The organism is Rhizobium sp. AC27/96, from assembly GCF_001692325.1.
Classification (GTDB): Bacteria; Pseudomonadota; Alphaproteobacteria; order Rhizobiales; family Rhizobiaceae; genus Rhizobium.
On the sequence record NZ_LXKN01000001.1, the window covers coordinates 605,299 to 620,415 of the forward strand.

General features: G+C 59.0%; 15 protein-coding genes. 13 read left to right on the top strand and 2 right to left on the bottom strand.

From position 1 onward, the window contains the following. Positions 1-10: 10 nt before the first annotated feature. The 13 genes from nuoI (at position 11) to A6U86_RS03035 (ending at position 13,828) form a co-directional block, all read left to right on the top strand. On the top strand, positions 11-502 hold the full coding sequence (nuoI, locus tag A6U86_RS02975; protein WP_068385913.1) for an NADH-quinone oxidoreductase subunit NuoI: 492 nt from the start codon (positions 11-13) through the stop codon (positions 500-502). A gap of 149 nt (positions 503-651) precedes the next feature. Beyond that, positions 652-1,266, top strand: a complete 615-nt coding sequence (locus A6U86_RS02980; RefSeq protein ID WP_068385915.1) for an NADH-quinone oxidoreductase subunit J — start codon at positions 652-654, stop codon at positions 1,264-1,266. Between the two features lie 31 nt (positions 1,267-1,297). Then, positions 1,298-1,606 (top strand): NADH-quinone oxidoreductase subunit NuoK, encoded by a 309-nt coding sequence (gene nuoK / locus A6U86_RS02985; protein WP_004122490.1) that lies wholly within the window; start codon positions 1,298-1,300, stop codon positions 1,604-1,606. Between the two features lie 7 nt (positions 1,607-1,613). Further along, positions 1,614-3,608, top strand: a complete 1,995-nt coding sequence (nuoL, locus tag A6U86_RS02990; RefSeq protein WP_068385917.1) for an NADH-quinone oxidoreductase subunit L — start codon at positions 1,614-1,616, stop codon at positions 3,606-3,608. Continuing rightward, positions 3,608-5,119: an NADH-quinone oxidoreductase subunit M gene (locus A6U86_RS02995; protein ID WP_068385919.1), complete on the top strand. Its 1,512-nt coding sequence runs from the start codon at positions 3,608-3,610 to the stop codon at positions 5,117-5,119. Before nuoL ends, A6U86_RS02995 begins: the two co-directional genes overlap by 1 nt. Positions 5,120-5,137: 18 nt before the next feature. Beyond that, positions 5,138-6,580, top strand: coding sequence for an NADH-quinone oxidoreductase subunit NuoN (nuoN, locus tag A6U86_RS03000; protein WP_068385921.1), 1,443 nt, complete (start codon positions 5,138-5,140; stop codon positions 6,578-6,580). Continuing rightward, the gene (locus A6U86_RS03005) at positions 6,580-7,344 is read left to right on the top strand and encodes a biotin--[acetyl-CoA-carboxylase] ligase (RefSeq protein ID WP_068385923.1); all 765 of its coding nucleotides are present in this window, start codon (positions 6,580-6,582) and stop codon (positions 7,342-7,344) included. Before nuoN ends, A6U86_RS03005 begins: the two co-directional genes overlap by 1 nt. A 14-nt stretch (positions 7,345-7,358) precedes the next feature. Further along, the gene (locus A6U86_RS03010) at positions 7,359-9,032 is read left to right on the top strand and encodes a ribonuclease J (protein WP_068387766.1); all 1,674 of its coding nucleotides are present in this window, start codon (positions 7,359-7,361) and stop codon (positions 9,030-9,032) included. A 31-nt stretch (positions 9,033-9,063) separates the two neighbouring features. Further along, positions 9,064-9,468, top strand: a complete 405-nt coding sequence (mce, locus tag A6U86_RS03015; protein WP_068385925.1) for a methylmalonyl-CoA epimerase — start codon at positions 9,064-9,066, stop codon at positions 9,466-9,468. Positions 9,469-9,566: 98 nt separating this feature from the next. After that, entirely contained in the window at positions 9,567-9,845 is a 279-nt protein-coding gene (locus tag A6U86_RS03020) for a DUF1467 family protein (protein ID WP_068385927.1), read from the top strand. A gap of 625 nt (positions 9,846-10,470) precedes the next feature. Further along, the gene (gene proS, locus A6U86_RS03025; protein WP_068385929.1) at positions 10,471-11,793 is read left to right on the top strand and encodes a proline--tRNA ligase; all 1,323 of its coding nucleotides are present in this window, start codon (positions 10,471-10,473) and stop codon (positions 11,791-11,793) included. Between the two features lie 26 nt (positions 11,794-11,819). Further along, positions 11,820-13,130: a lipoprotein-releasing ABC transporter permease subunit gene (locus A6U86_RS03030; protein ID WP_068385931.1), complete on the top strand. Its 1,311-nt coding sequence runs from the start codon at positions 11,820-11,822 to the stop codon at positions 13,128-13,130. A gap of 14 nt (positions 13,131-13,144) precedes the next feature. Continuing rightward, positions 13,145-13,828: an ABC transporter ATP-binding protein gene (locus tag A6U86_RS03035; protein ID WP_068385933.1), complete on the top strand. Its 684-nt coding sequence runs from the start codon at positions 13,145-13,147 to the stop codon at positions 13,826-13,828. 7 nt (positions 13,829-13,835) lie between these two features. Here A6U86_RS03035 and A6U86_RS03040 read toward each other — a convergent pair whose 3' ends face one another. Then, the gene (locus tag A6U86_RS03040) at positions 13,836-14,303 is read right to left on the bottom strand and encodes a DUF5680 domain-containing protein (protein WP_068385935.1); all 468 of its coding nucleotides are present in this window, start codon (positions 14,301-14,303) and stop codon (positions 13,836-13,838) included. Positions 14,304-14,384: 81 nt separating this feature from the next. Continuing rightward, entirely contained in the window at positions 14,385-14,981 is a 597-nt protein-coding gene (locus tag A6U86_RS03045) for a hypothetical protein (RefSeq protein WP_068385937.1), read from the bottom strand. Positions 14,982-15,117 lie beyond the last annotated feature (136 nt).

The window sequence follows — 15,117 nt, forward strand, 5'->3', positions numbered from 1 at the left end:
GAGGTTGAAGATGGCCGGAATTTCCAACGCCGTCAGCTCGCTGTTCCTCAAGGAATTTGTCGGCGCATTCTTTTTGTCGATGCGTTACTTCTTCAAGCAGAAGGCAACGATCAACTACCCCTTTGAAAAGGGACCGGTCAGCCCACGCTTTCGTGGCGAACACGCCTTGCGCCGTTATCCCAACGGCGAGGAGCGCTGCATCGCCTGCAAGCTCTGCGAAGCCATCTGTCCTGCCCAGGCCATCACCATCGAGGCGGGGCCGCGCCGCAACGACGGCACCCGCCGTACGGTGCGTTACGACATCGACATGGTGAAGTGCATCTATTGCGGCTTCTGCCAGGAAGCCTGCCCGGTCGACGCCATCGTCGAAGGGCCGAATTTCGAATTCGCCACCGAAACCCGCGAAGAACTCTATTTCGACAAGGCGCGGCTTTTGGACAATGGCGACCGCTGGGAACGCGAAATCGCGCACAACATCGCGCTGGATTCGCCGTACCGCTAAGCGGAGTTTTGAATATGCCGTGACAGGCGGCGCGATTGTCGCCGTCGCGGTTAAATCTAGACCGGAGCTTTGCTGGACCAAGGTCTGACTGAGCTCCATCGGGCAGGGGACCTCCCAGCTGCCCGGGGGAAGACGAAAAAGGCACCAACATGGGTCTGCAGGCTCTTTTTTTCTATATCTTCGCCTTTGTCGCTGTGGCGTCGGCGTTCATGGTCATCTCGGCGCGGAATCCGGTCCATTCGGTCCTGTTCCTCATCCTGGTTTTCTTCAACGCGGCCGGCCTCTTCCTGTTGATGGGGGCTGAGTTCCTGGCGATGATCCTGCTGGTCGTTTATGTCGGCGCCGTGGCGGTTCTCTTCCTCTTCGTCGTCATGATGCTCGACATCGACTTTTCCGAGCTCAGGTCCGGCATTCTTGAATATGCACCGATCGGCGCCTTGATCGGCATCATTCTTGCTGCGGAACTGATCGTCGTCATTGGTGGCAGCGTGATCTCGCCTGAGATCGCCAAGTCGATTGCCATGCCGATCCCCGCGATTGCGGACCGCACGAACACCGCCGCCCTCGGCGACGTCCTCTACACCAACTACGTCTATTTCTTCGAGATCGCCGGCCTCGTGCTGCTGGTGGCGATGATCGGCGCGATCGTGCTGACATTGAAGCATCGCACGCACATCAAGCGCCAGAATATTTCCCAACAGGTCGCCCGCACGCCCGCGACCGCCGTCGAGGTGGTCAAGGTCAAGCCGGGGCAGGGCGTCTGAGGCGAGGCACGAGGATCAAAGGAACAACATCATGGTCATCGGACTTTCCCACTACCTCACGGTCAGCGCCATCCTCTTCGTGCTCGGCGTCTTCGGTATTTTCCTGAACCGCAAGAATGTCATCATTATCCTGATGTCGATCGAGCTCATATTGCTCGCGGTCAACATCAACATGGTCGCCTTCTCGTCGTTCCTCAACGATATCGTCGGCCAGGTCTTCGCTCTGTTCATTTTGACTGTCGCCGCCGCCGAGGCTGCGATCGGTCTTGCAATTCTCGTCGTCTTCTATCGTAACCGCGGCTCCATCGCGGTCGAAGACGTCAACGTGATGAAGGGCTGATACAGCTATGTTCTTATATAAGGCTATCGTCTTTCTTCCCTTGATCGGTGCGATCATCGCCGGCCTTTTCGGTCGCGCGATCGGCGCCAAGGCTTCGGAATATGTCACCAGCGGCCTGATGATCATTGCCGCAGTGCTGTCTTGGATCGTCTTCTTCACGGTGGCGCTCGGCCACCCGGATGGCGCGATCAAGGTCGAGGTGCTGCGCTGGATCCAGTCCGGCGGCATCGACGTCTCCTGGTCGCTGCGTGTCGACACGCTGACCTCTGTGATGCTGATCGTGGTGAACTCGGTCTCGACGCTGGTTCACATCTATTCGATCGGGTACATGCACCACGATCCGCATCGTCCGCGCTTCTTCGCCTATCTCTCGCTCTTCACCTTCGCCATGCTCATGCTGGTGACCTCCGATAACCTCGCCCAGATGTTCTTCGGCTGGGAAGGCGTCGGTCTGGCCTCCTATCTGCTGATCGGCTTCTGGTTCAAGAAGCCTTCGGCATCGGCCGCCGCAATGAAGGCCTTCATCGTCAACCGCGTCGGCGACTTCGGCTTCGTGCTCGGCATTGCAGGCGTCTTCGTTCTCTTCGGTTCGATCAACTTCGACGTGATCTTCGGCAATGCGCAGAGCTTCGCTTCGGGGCAGGGCGGTCAGCCGACCGATATTGTGCTGAACCTCTTCGGCCTGCATCTTGATCGTGCCCAGGCACTGACCGGCGTCTGCCTGCTGCTCTTCATGGGCGCGATGGGCAAGTCGGCACAGTTCCTGCTGCACACCTGGCTGCCGGACGCCATGGAAGGCCCAACCCCGGTCTCGGCGCTCATTCATGCCGCAACCATGGTCACCGCTGGCGTCTTCCTCGTCGCCCGCATGTCGCCGATCTTCGAACTTTCGCCTGACGCGCTGACTTTCGTCACCATCATCGGCGCGATCACCGCCTTCTTCGCGGCAACCGTCGGCCTCGTGCAGAACGACATCAAGCGCGTCATCGCCTACTCGACCTGTTCGCAGCTGGGCTACATGTTCGTCGCCCTCGGCGTCGGCGCTTACGGCGCCGCCATCTTCCACCTGTTCACGCATGCCTTCTTCAAGGCTCTGCTGTTCCTCTGCGCCGGCTCGGTCATCCATGCCGTCGATGGCGAGCAGGACATGCGTCACATGGGTGGTCTTCGCACGCACATCAAGAAGACCTACTGGATGATGATGATCGGCACGCTGGCGATTACCGGCGTCGGCATTCCGTTCTCGCCGATCGGCTTTGCCGGCTTCTTCTCCAAGGACGCGATCATCGAGGCTGCGTACACCTCGCACAATCCGGCGTCAGGCTTTGCCTTCACGCTGCTGGTTATCGCCGCTCTGTTCACCAGCTTCTACTCGTGGCGCCTGATTTTCATGACCTTCTACGGCAAGCCCCGCGCTTCGCACGAGGTCATGCATCACGTCCATGAATCGCCGAATGTCATGCTGATCCCGCTTTATCTGCTGGCGATCGGCGCCGTATTCGCCGGCTGGTATTTCCATGAGTACTTCGTTGGTCACGACTACGAGGAATTCTGGAAGCATGCGCTCTTCACGCTGCCTGATAACAAGATCCTCGAAGAGATGGAGCATGCTCCGCACTGGGTCGAGCTCAGCCCGTTCATCGCGATGGTCGTTGGCTTCGTGGTTGCCTGGTACATGTACATCAAGTCGCCGGAGACGCCGCGCAGGCTCGCTCAGCAACAGCGTCCGCTCTACGAGTTCCTGTTGAACAAGTGGTACTTCGATGAACTCTACGACTTCATCTTCGTTCGTTCCGCCAAGGCGATCGGACGCTTCCTCTGGAAGAAGGGTGATGTCGGTGTCATCGATACCTACGGCCCGAACGGCATTGCCGCCCGCGTCGTCGACGTCACCAACCGCGTCGTGCGCCTGCAGACCGGTTACCTCTATCACTATGCCTTTGCGATGCTGCTCGGCATTGCAGCCCTCGTTACCTGGATGATGCTCGGGAGTGCCCTTTGATGACCGATTGGCCTATTCTCTCAACGGTCACGTTCCTGCCGCTGGTGGGCGTCCTTCTCCTGCTGTTTACGCGGGATGACGGACCCAACGGCCGCCGCAACATCCTGAATATTTCGCTGGCGACCACGGTTTTCACCTTCATCGTGTCGCTGTTCATCTGGATCTGGTTCGACAACGCCAATCCGGGCTTCCAGATGATCGAGAAGCATGACTGGCTGACCACCGGCATCAGCTATCACATGGGCGTCGACGGCATCTCCATGCTGTTCGTCATCCTGTCGACCTTCCTGATGCCCTTCTGCGTGCTGGCAAGCTGGCTCTCGGTGGAAAAGCGCCTGAAGGACTACATGATCGCCTTCCTCGTCCTTGAGACGATGATGATCGGCGTCTTTGTGTCGCTCGATATCGTGCTGTTCTACGTCTTCTTCGAAGCCGGCCTGATCCCGATGTTCCTGATCATCGGCGTCTGGGGCGGCAAGGATCGCGTCTACGCCAGCTACAAGTTCTTCCTCTACACGCTGCTCGGCTCGGTGCTGATGCTGCTCGCTATCATGGCCATGTACTGGCAGTCCGGCACGACCGACATCCCGTCGCTGCTCGCTTACAAGTTCCCGCCGCAGATGCAGACGTGGCTATGGCTGGCCTTCTTCGCCTCCTTCGCGGTGAAGATGCCGATGTGGCCGGTCCACACCTGGCTGCCCGATGCCCACGTTCAGGCGCCGACGGCTGGCTCCGTCATCCTGGCAGGCGTCCTCCTGAAGCTCGGCGGCTACGGCCTCATCCGCTTCTCGCTCGGCATGTTCCCGAATGCGTCGGAATATTTCGCGCCGTTCGTCTTCGCGCTGTCTGTGATCGCCATCATCTACACCTCGCTGGTGGCGCTGATGCAGGAAGACATCAAGAAGCTGATCGCTTATTCCTCGGTTGCCCACATGGGCTACGTGACGATGGGCATCTTCGCGGCCAACCAGCAGGGTGTGCAGGGCGCGATCTTCCAGATGCTGTCGCACGGCATCGTCTCGGGCGCACTCTTCCTCTGCGTCGGCGTGATCTACGACCGGACCCATACCCGCGAAATCGCGGCCTATGGCGGCCTGGTCAACAACATGCCGAAATACGCGGTCGCGATGATGGTCTTTACGATGGCCAATGTCGGTCTGCCCGGCACCTCCGGCTTCATCGGTGAGTTCCTCACCCTGATCGGCGTCTTCCGTGTCAACACATGGGTCGCACTGTTTGCCGCCACCGGCGTCATCCTGTCGGCTGCCTATGCGCTCTGGCTCTACCGCCGCGTCATTTTCGGCGTGCTGGAAAAGGAAAACCTGAAGAAGCTGCTGGATCTGTCGCCGCGTGAACAGTTGATCCTCTATCCGCTGATTGCGCTGACGATCCTCTTCGGTGTCTATCCGGCTCCGATCTTTGACGCCACCGCCGCTTCGGTGGACCTCCTGGTGAATAATTACACCGCTGCCCTGCACGCTGCGCAGAATGTTGCGCTGTCGATGAATTGATGACGGGACCTATTCGACATGACTGCTGACACAATTCTTGCAAGCCTGCATCTTTCCATTCCGGAGCTCATCCTCGCGGTCGGTGCGCTTGTGCTGCTCATGATCGGCGTCTTTTCAGGCGAGCGGTCCGGACCCATGGTCACCGGTCTTGCCATCGCACTTCTTGCGGCGGCCGGTCTCTGGATCATCTTCGTGCCGGGCGAAGGCCTGGCCTATGGCGGCGCCTATCTCGCCGACGGCTTCTCGCGCTTCATGAAGGTCGTTGCGCTGGTCGGCTCCATCGTTGCCATGTTCCTCAGCATGGGGCAGGCACGCGAACAGCAGCTCGATCGCTTCGAGTTTCCCGTGCTCCTGCTGCTGGCGACCCTCGGCATCCTGCTGATGATCTCGGCGCATGACCTGATTTCGCTCTACCTGTCGCTGGAACTGCAGTCGCTGGCGCTCTACGTCGTCGCCGCCATCAACCGCGACAGCCTAAAGTCGACCGAAGCCGGCCTCAAGTATTTCGTCCTTGGCGCTCTGTCTTCCGGTATGCTGCTCTACGGCATGTCGCTGGTCTACGGCTTCACCGGTCATACGAGCTTCGATGCCATTGCGACGGCCTTGAGCGCGGAGACTCGCTCGCTCGGTCTCGTCTTCGGTCTGGTCTTCGTTCTTGCCGGCCTGGCCTTCAAGATCTCGGCCGTGCCGTTCCACATGTGGACGCCGGACGTTTATGAAGGTGCCCCGACCCCGGTTACTGCCTTCTTCGCCGCCGCGCCGAAGGTTGCCGCCATGGCAATCCTGACCCGTATCGTCGTGACCGCCTTCCAGCCGGTGCTTGCCGACTGGCAGCAGATCATCGTGTTCATCTCGATCGCCTCGATGCTGCTCGGCTCCTTCGCCGCGATCGGACAGCGCAACTTCAAGCGACTGATGGGCTATTCCTCGATCGGTCACATGGGCTATGCGCTGGTCGGGCTTGCCGCCGGCACCAAGACCGGCGTCTCGGGCGTCATGCTCTACATGGTCATCTACATGGTCATGACCCTCGGCTCCTTCGCCATCATCATGGCGATGCGCCGCAAGGATGGCCGTCAGGTCGAAAGCATTGATGATCTCGCCGGCCTTTCCACGACGAACCCGTTCATGGCGGTGGTGCTAACCGCGCTGATGTTCTCGTTGGCTGGCATTCCGCCGCTGGCAGGCTTCTTCGGAAAGTATTTCGTCTTCGTCGCAGCTATCCAGGCTCATCTCTATGCGCTCGCCATCATCGGCGTTCTCTCATCCGTCGTTGGCGCCTACTACTACCTGCGCGTCATCAAGGTGATGTGGTTTGATGAAGCCAAGGACGAATTTGCCCGCACGGCCGGTTCGCTGCGTCTGGTCTTCGGTCTTTCTGGCCTGTTCGTCATCGCTTACGTCTTCTTCGGCGGCGCAATCGGCGGTGCTGCCGATCTGGCGGCCGCGACGCTGTTTTGATGGCGTCTGACATGAATAGCCGGAAGTCGCTTGCCGACTTCCGGCATGATGCCCTTCTTGAGACTTCCTCGACAAACAACGTGTGCCTGGAAAGAGCGCGCTCCGGTGACCCAGGCAATCTATGGGTGACCGCCGAGCGTCAGACCGGCGGCCGCGGCCGCCGTGGCCGTCCTTGGGTCTCGGAACCCGGCAATCTCTACGCATCTCTCCTGTTGATCGATCCTGCCCCGATGGAGCGCCTTGGCTCCTTGCCGCTTGCGGTGGCGGTTGCCGTGCATCAGGCAGTGCGCAGCGTGCTGCCGCTGGCTGCCGAACCGGCCGAGATCAAGTGGCCAAACGATATATTGGTCGGCCGCAAGAAGATTTGCGGGATCCTCATCGAGGGGGAAGCCCTGCCCGACGGGCGCTATGCGATTGTCATCGGCATCGGCATCAATGTCGTCGCCATGCCCGATAATCCCATGTACCCGGTGACCTGCCTGCGTCAGCAGGGCTCCATGGTCTCGGCGGACGAGCTGTTTGCACATCTCTACGCGGCCATGGCCGAAGCGCTTGACGTCTGGAACGGCGGCAGGGGTATTCGGGAGATCACGGCTCGCTGGCGGGATGTGGCGTGCGGCATCGGTGAAAAGATCACCGTGAATTTGCCGGACAGGTCGATTTTAGGCCATTTCGTCGGAATCGATGATAATGGCTTGTTGATGCTCGAAACCGAGGACGGCAGGACCATGCCGATCGCAGCGGGCGATGTTTTTCTTAGGTAATGATTGAGGACGAAATGGCGAAACAAGACGAACTGGTGTTTCTGCCACTCGGCGGCGTCGGCGAGATCGGGATGAATCTCGCATTGTACGGCTATGGAACGCCGGAGCATCGTCAATGGATCATGGTCGATTGCGGCGTCACCTTCCCGGGGCCGGACCTGCCTGGCGTCGATCTGGTATTGCCGGACATCCGCTTCCTCGCCAAGGAACGCAAGAACCTCAAGGGCATCATCATCACTCACGCCCATGAGGATCATTACGGCGCGCTGAATGATCTCTGGCCTGGCTTGAACGTTCCTGTCTATGCCTCCGGCTTCACCGCTGGTCTGCTGGAAGCCAAGCGCGACTATGAGAAGACGATGGGCGAGATTCCGATCACCCCTTTCAAGGCCGGTGATCGTATCAATGTCGGTCCCTTCAGCATCGAAGGTGTTGCCGTCAACCACTCGATCCCAGAGCCGATGTCGCTGATGATCCGTACGCCGGTCGGCAACGTCATTCATACCGGCGACTGGAAGATCGATCACGAGCCTTCGCTCGGGCCGCTCACCGACGAGACCCGTTTCCGGCAGCTGGGCGACGAAGGCGTGCTGGCGCTGATGTGCGACTCGACCAATGCTCTTCGCGATGGCGTATCGCCTTCCGAAAAGGACGTTTCGGCGAGCCTGCGCAAGATCATCGAGAATGCCGAGGGCCGAGTGGCCATCACCACCTTCTCCTCCAATGTCGGCCGCATCCGTACCGTCGCCGAGGCAGCCGAAGCCGCCGGTCGCGAGGTGCTTCTGTTGGGCAGTTCGCTGAAGCGTGTCGTCGATGTCGCCCGCGACGTCGGCCTCATGGAAGGCGTCAAGCCGTTCATCGCTGAAGACGAGTATGGCTATATCCCACGCGACAAGGTCGTGGTCATTCTCACAGGCAGCCAGGGCGAGCCGCGTGCAGCGCTTGCCAAGCTGTCGAGGGATGAGATGCGCAACGTCGCGCTCGCTTCGGGCGATATCGTCGTCTTCTCGTCGCGCGCCATTCCGGGCAATGAAAAGGCCATTCAGGATATCAAGAACGGCCTGATAGAGCAGGGCATCCATATCGTCACGGATGCCGAAGCGCTCGTTCACGTGTCGGGCCATCCCCGCCGCAACGAATTGCAGAAGATGTATGAGTGGACACGGCCGAAGATCGTGGTGCCCGTGCATGGCGAGCCGACGCATCTGACCGCGCATAAGGAACTGGCCGAACAGAGCGGCATCTCCATCGTTCCGCGCGTGCGCAACGGTGATATATTGCGCCTCGCGCCAGGCCCGGTCGAGGTCATCGGCGAGGCGCCGCATGGGCGTATCTTCAAGGATGGCACCCTGATCGGCGATTTCGACGAGATGGGCATTGGCGAGCGCAAGAAACTCTCCTATGTCGGTCATGTCGCCGTCAACGTCGTGCTCGATGCCCGTTATGACATCGTTGGTGATCCGGACCTCGTGGCGATTGGTCTCCCAGCTTATGATGATGAAGGCGAGGACATGGAAGATACGCTCTTCGACGCCATCGTCAGTGCCATCGAGAGCATTCCGCGCGCGCGCCGCAAGGATTTGAACATGCTGCAGGAGGCCGCTCGCCGCGCCGTTCGCGCCGCTGCCAACCAGGGCTGGGGAAAGAAGCCGCTTGTCACCGTGTTCGTCACGCGTACCGGCGGCTGAAGCCCGCGATCCGAACGGGGAGGAGAGATCCGTGCTTGGACGCATTAATCACGTTGCGCTCGCTGTCCCGGATATAGCGGCGGCTGCGAAGGCTTATCGCGAGACGCTGGGCGCGGTCGTGTCTGCACTGCAGTTGCTGCCCGAGCATGGGGTGACCGTCGTTTTCGTCGAGTTACCGAACAGCAAGGTGGAGTTGCTGGAGCCGCTGGGCGAAGCTTCGCCGATTGCGGCCTTCCTGGCCAAGAACCCGGATGGCGGCATGCATCACATCTGCTACGAGGTTGCCGATATTCTTGCCGCACGGGATCACCTGGTCGCCACGGGCGCGCGCGTGCTTGGCGGCGGCGAGCCGAAAATCGGCGCCCATGGCAAGCCAGTGCTTTTCCTGCACCCCAAGGACTTCTTCGGCACGCTGATCGAGCTCGAGCAAGTGTGACATTAAGGCGCTGAAAGACGCTTTGAAACGCGGCGGCGTTAATCCTATAAACAACTGGGAAGAGGAAGAGGCGAGCAGGCTCGTCTTAAGGGAGCAGAATGGTCCAGCAGATTTTATCGAGCTTGGCGGTATATTTCGTCGTCTGGTGGATTACGCTTTTTGCAGTCCTTCCATTCGGCCTGCGCACTCAGGCCGAGGACAAGCATGTGATCCTTGGCACCGTCGAAAGCGCCCCCACGAAATTCCAGGCATGGAGAGTGGTGCTCACCACGACGCTGGTCTCGGCTCTGGTCTATGGCACCTGGTATGTCGCCTCGCATTATCTGGGGCTGACCGTAGACTCGCTTCCACAGATCGTTCCGAACTTCGATAAATAGCCGATCGGGACCGAGGCAAGAGCCGAGCGAACAGCCATCGCCTCGCAATCACCTTCAATTCGTCACACGCCTGTCATGTCCGTAAAGCAAAGACTTTACGGAAAGACGGTCGCGATATGTTGGGTGAAGAGCCTTCTGATGCTTGCTGTGGAGCCGGTCGACACAGAGCAACGAAGGCGAGAAAGCAAAAAAAAACAAGGCTATAAGCCTTGTTTTAAAGTATCGCGTGATCCTTATCCGTTACCGGGGCAGCGAGTGAACGCGCCTAAGATCTGATCCTCCCAAGACTTGACCGCGAAACGGCAAGAATTTAGCCTTCTTGCCTCTTTTGTGAGCTAAAATTAGCTCAAACATTGAGCTTTGTCATCTGTTTTTTTGCTTTTTTACTACAGTCGCGCAGAATTTTTCTATTGACAGATTTTCGTCGTAAATCCTTATAAACGCCCATTTTTTCGAAATCGTGAAAATGCGCCGCATCGCCTGCATTCTCGGGCGTTTGCCAAATTCCCCTCCTATAGAATGCGGGTTTCCTTCCTGCGCCGAAGCAGTTATGAACTGGCTTCAGTACACAATTTGCTAACGATTCCGCAAAGAGCGGACCGTCAAATCATCTGGAACAAGCGTCATGCGTCTGTCTCGTTACTTCATGCCCATTCTGAAGGAAAATCCTAAAGAGGCTGAAATCGTTTCTCATCGCCTCATGCTACGCAGCGGCATGGTTCGCCAGCAGTCGCAGGGCATTTATTCCTGGCTGCCGTTGGGCAAACGCGTGCTTGACAAGGTCAACAAGATCATTCGCGAAGAGCAGAACCGTTCCGGTGCCATCGAGCTTTTGATGCCGACGCTGCAGTCGGCCGAACTCTGGCAGGAAAGCGGCCGATACGATGCCTATGGCAAGGAGATGCTGCGCATCAAGGACCGGCAGGACCGGCCCATGCTCTATGGCCCGACCAATGAGGAAATGATCACCGACATCTTCCGGTCCTACGTCAAGTCCTACAAGGACCTGCCGCTGAACCTCTATCACATCCAGCTGAAGTTCCGGGACGAAATCCGCCCACGCTTCGGCACCATGCGCTCGCGCGAGTTCATGATGAAGGATGCCTATTCTTTCGATCTGACGCAGGAAGCCGCCGTCCATTCCTACAACAGGATGTTCGCGGCCTATCTGCGCACGTTCAATCGTCTCGGTCTGAGAGCGATCCCCATGCGGGCCGATACCGGTCCGATCGGCGGCAATCTCAGCCACGAATTCATCATCCTTGCCGACACCGGCGAGTCGGAGGTTTTTTGCCACAAGGATTTCGTCAATTTCGATATTCCCGGCGAAGATACGAATTTCGATGATGTCGCTGGCTTGAAGAGCATCTTCGATCAGTGGACTTCGGTCTACGCCGCCACCTCGGAAATGCATGACGAGGCTGCCTTCAATGCTATTCCCGAAGGCGAACGCCTGTCGGCGCGCGGTATCGAAGTCGGCCATATCTTCTATTTCGGCACGAAATATTCCGAGCCGATGGGTGCGAAAGTGCAGGGTCCGGACGGCAAGGAACACGCTGTCCACATGGGATCTTACGGTATTGGTCCGACACGCCTTGTTCCCGCCATCATCGAAGCATCGCATGACGAGAACGGAATCATCTGGCCTGCTTCGGTTGCGCCGTTTGATGTCGTGGTGATCAACATGAAGACCGGCGACCAGGCATGTGACGATGCTTGCGAGACGATCTACGCCGCTCTGTCGAAGGCCGGCAAGGATGTCCTCTTCGACGATCGCGACGATCGCGCCGGAACGAAGTTCGCAACGGCAGATCTGATCGGCGTGCCCGTGCAGATCATCGTCGGGCCGCGTTCGATCGCGGGTGGCGAAGTGGAAGTGAAGGATCGCAAGACCGGCGATCGCGAGACGATGACAGTCGAAGCGGCAATCAAGCGGCTGGCAGGCTGATAGACGGCAAATAGGATGGAAGGCGAATGGCGGTGAATGTGGCAGTGGAACAGCAGGTGAATTCGTCCAAGGCCAGCCCGTCTTCTCGTCCGTTTTCCGGCTTCGAACGGCTTGTCGCCTGGCGCTACCTTCGCTCCCGGCGCAAGGAGGCATCGATCTCGGTCATAGCCGGCTTCTCGCTGGTCGGCATCATGCTGGGCGTCGCCGCCCTGATCATCGTCATGGCCGTGATGAACGGCTTCCGTGCCGAGCTTTTCAAGCAGATCCTCGGCTTCAACGGCCATGTCGTGGTGCAGCCGATCGATTCGCCGCTGACTGACTATGCTGAGCTGGCAAAGAAGTTTGCCGCGGTTCCCGGTGTCACCATGGCATTGCCGCTGGTGGAAGGCGAAACGCTCGCCTCCGGACGCGGCGGCTCTGGCACCGGCGCGCTGGTACGTGGTGTCCGCGCCGAAGACATGACCAAGCTCAAGACCGTTTCAGACCATGTCGTCTCCGGCGACATGGTCGGCTTTGCCTCGGGGCAGGGTGTTCTGGTGGGCACGCGGCTTGCGCGGCAGCTGGGGTTGACGGTCGGTGACCAGATCACGCTGACAGCGCCAGATGGTGACGTGACGCCGTTCGGAGTCAATCCGCGCGTCAAGGCCTATACGATTTCCGGCCTCTTCGAAGTCGGCATGTCCGAATATGATTCCTCCGTCGTCTTCATGCCGTTGGAGGAGGCACAGCTCTTTTTCAACGCCCAGGGCATTGTCGAGAAGATTGAGCTATTTGTCAGTAATCCGGATGATGTCGACGAATTGAGGCCGAAGATCGAGGCAGCGGCGGGCCGGCAGGTGTTCCTCACCGACTGGCGGCAGGTCAACGAGACCTTCTTCTCCGCGTTACAGGTCGAGCGCAACACCATGTTCATGATCCTGACCCTGATCGTGCTCGTGGCCGCGCTGAATATTATCTCCGGCCTGATCATGCTGGTGAAGGACAAGGGAAGTGATATCGCCATCCTGCGCACCATGGGCGCGACGTCAGGCGCGATCATGCGCATCTTCTTCATGACAGGTGCCGCCATCGGTTTGGTCGGCACGCTCGCCGGCGTTCTTCTCGGTGTGCTGGTCTGCCTGAATATCGAATCCATCCGCCAGTTCTTCTCCTGGATTTCCGGCACGGTGATCTTCAATCCCGAGGTCTATTTCCTCAGCAAGCTCCCGGCCCAGATGAATATGAGCGAGACCATCTCCGTCGTCGTGATGGCTCTGACGCTTTCTTTCCTTGCCACGATCTTTCCGGCCTGGCGTGCCTCGCGGCTCGATCCGGTGCAGGCGTTGCGCTACGAATAAGGAATCCGCATTTGATGAAAGGCAACGTCGTTCTCCAGCTCTCCGACGTAGAGCGCCATTACGGGCAAGGCGATACCCAGCTATCGATCCTGAAGGGGGCCGACTTCGCTCTGCGCAGTGGCGAGATCGTCGCGCTCGTCGCCCCCTCGGGTACGGGCAAGTCGACGCTTTTGCATGTAGCCGGCCTGCTCGAGCATCCGGATAGCGGCGAAGTCTTGATCAACGGCCAGGCATGCGAAAATCTGTCTGACGACAGGCGCACTGCCGTGCGCCGCAGCGAGATCGGCTTCGTCTATCAGTTCCATCATCTGCTGCCGGAATTTTCCGCGCTCGAAAATATCATGATGCCGCAGCTGATCTCCGGCCTCTCACGCAAGGATGCCAGCGAGCGTGCCGCCCAGCTTCTCGACTATATGCGCATCGGCCACCGCGCCCATCATCGCCCCGCCGAACTGTCGGGCGGCGAACAGCAGCGCGTCGCCATCGCGCGCGCCGTTGCCAATGCGCCGCTGGTGTTGCTCGCCGACGAGCCGACGGGCAATCTCGATCCGGCAACCGCGCATTATGTGTTCGATGCGCTGGAAGCCCTGGTGCGCCAATCGGGCCTCGCAGCGCTGATCGCCACGCACAATCACGAACTCGCGGTCCGCATGGACCGTCGTGTTACGCTGAGCGAAGGCAAGGTGGTCGAGGTTTGATCGCTCGTTACGGAACGACCAAACCGCCGCGATAGTCCAGCTCATAGGCTTTGCGGTCACCGACCATGATGACCTCTTTGCCGCTGAAATGGCCGCAATCGCCGCTGCTTTGATCGACATAGCGGCCAAAGGCATGTTCGAATTCGTACCCTCCGAGAAACCGTTTCTCATCGAGATAGAGCCGCAGCAGGGCAGACTTGATGACCATGCCGGCACGATGTCCATCGATCAGATCCGGCTCGACGATGTGGCCGAAATAATTCATCGCCCATACCGGCTCGCCATCATGCCAGACGAGCTCCTGCCCGGCAAAATCCGTGCCGCCGAAATAGCTGTCGAGATAGCGCCAGCGGCCGCTGGCATAGCCGATATCATGCGAGCCGCTTCGGCAGGACGGGAGCCTCTCGCCATCGCCGACATAGGTTTCGGACTTGGCGGTGACAATGAAATCATTCAACTCGGCAAGATCCGGCATAATCCTCTCCAATTTTGATGAGGGCTCACAATGGCATTTGCCTCGTGAATTGTAAAGAACAAATAGTGAACACGCGGGCTGTCACTCGCCGTTTCCGCAAACCTTCTGGCCGAAGTCGTCCTGCCAGTCCTGGATGCTAACCGTCCTGGCTTCGGCCTTCAGATCCTTGCCGCTCTTCGTCGCCTTGCCGGTGAGCACATTGTAGTCGCAGCTGTAACTGGAGTCGGGCTCGAGCGTGTCGCGGTAGGCATAGGTATAGCCGGCGACGATGAAACTGTTGTTGCGATAGGCGAGCGTCAGCGTCTGCTGCCAGCGGTCGCGGCCGACGCTGTCATTCTGCGAGGTGACGGCGATGGATCCATTGGGGAGGGCCGCGATCGACGGCTCCTGGCCGACCATGCCGTCAGGTCCGACGGTGCCCCAGACTTTATGCGGCGCGCTTGCCGCCAGCGTCAGAAGCGAGTGCTCGCCGCCGCGCAGGTAGATATAGATGCCGATCGGGTTATCGGCGTCGTCGCCCGGAGCGGATGCGACCAGCAAAGCGAGATCGGGCTTGCCGTCCTTGTTCCAATCGCCGATCGCCGCATCGATGATACGGTCTGGCGCAATGGCGTCTTCGGCCTGGGCCGTAGTTGCGAGCAAGGCTAGAGTGAAGGCAGCATAAGCCAGTGATTTCATGGTGATCTCCCCTTCATTCCTGCATAGCCTCGGCTTGTCCGCGCGTCCATTGGCAAGCCAAAAAGTCAGGCAATGAAATTTATTGATGTATCTATTGACTCTCGAACAAAAATAGAACAAAAAAGAAACATAACGA

Excerpts from the sequence above, each read along its gene's own strand:
- nuoI (WP_068385913.1), top strand. The coding sequence starts at position 11 with ATGGCCGGAATTTCCAACGCCGTCAGCTCGCTGTTCCTCAAGGAATTT.
- A6U86_RS02980 (WP_068385915.1), top strand. The coding sequence starts at position 652 with ATGGGTCTGCAGGCTCTTTTTTTCTATATCTTCGCCTTTGTCGCTGTG.
- nuoK (WP_004122490.1), top strand. The coding sequence starts at position 1,298 with ATGGTCATCGGACTTTCCCACTACCTCACGGTCAGCGCCATCCTCTTC.
- nuoL (WP_068385917.1), top strand. The coding sequence starts at position 1,614 with ATGTTCTTATATAAGGCTATCGTCTTTCTTCCCTTGATCGGTGCGATC.
- A6U86_RS02995 (WP_068385919.1), top strand. The coding sequence starts at position 3,608 with ATGACCGATTGGCCTATTCTCTCAACGGTCACGTTCCTGCCGCTGGTG.
- nuoN (WP_068385921.1), top strand. The coding sequence starts at position 5,138 with ATGACTGCTGACACAATTCTTGCAAGCCTGCATCTTTCCATTCCGGAG.
- A6U86_RS03005 (WP_068385923.1), top strand. The coding sequence starts at position 6,580 with ATGGCGTCTGACATGAATAGCCGGAAGTCGCTTGCCGACTTCCGGCAT.
- A6U86_RS03010 (WP_068387766.1), top strand. The coding sequence starts at position 7,359 with ATGGCGAAACAAGACGAACTGGTGTTTCTGCCACTCGGCGGCGTCGGC.
- A6U86_RS03020 (WP_068385927.1), top strand. The coding sequence starts at position 9,567 with ATGGTCCAGCAGATTTTATCGAGCTTGGCGGTATATTTCGTCGTCTGG.
- proS (WP_068385929.1), top strand. The coding sequence starts at position 10,471 with ATGCGTCTGTCTCGTTACTTCATGCCCATTCTGAAGGAAAATCCTAAA.
- A6U86_RS03030 (WP_068385931.1), top strand. The coding sequence starts at position 11,820 with ATGGCGGTGAATGTGGCAGTGGAACAGCAGGTGAATTCGTCCAAGGCC.
- A6U86_RS03035 (WP_068385933.1), top strand. The coding sequence starts at position 13,145 with ATGAAAGGCAACGTCGTTCTCCAGCTCTCCGACGTAGAGCGCCATTAC.
- A6U86_RS03040 (WP_068385935.1), bottom strand. The coding sequence starts at position 14,303 with ATGCCGGATCTTGCCGAGTTGAATGATTTCATTGTCACCGCCAAGTCC.
- A6U86_RS03045 (WP_068385937.1), bottom strand. The coding sequence starts at position 14,981 with ATGAAATCACTGGCTTATGCTGCCTTCACTCTAGCCTTGCTCGCAACT.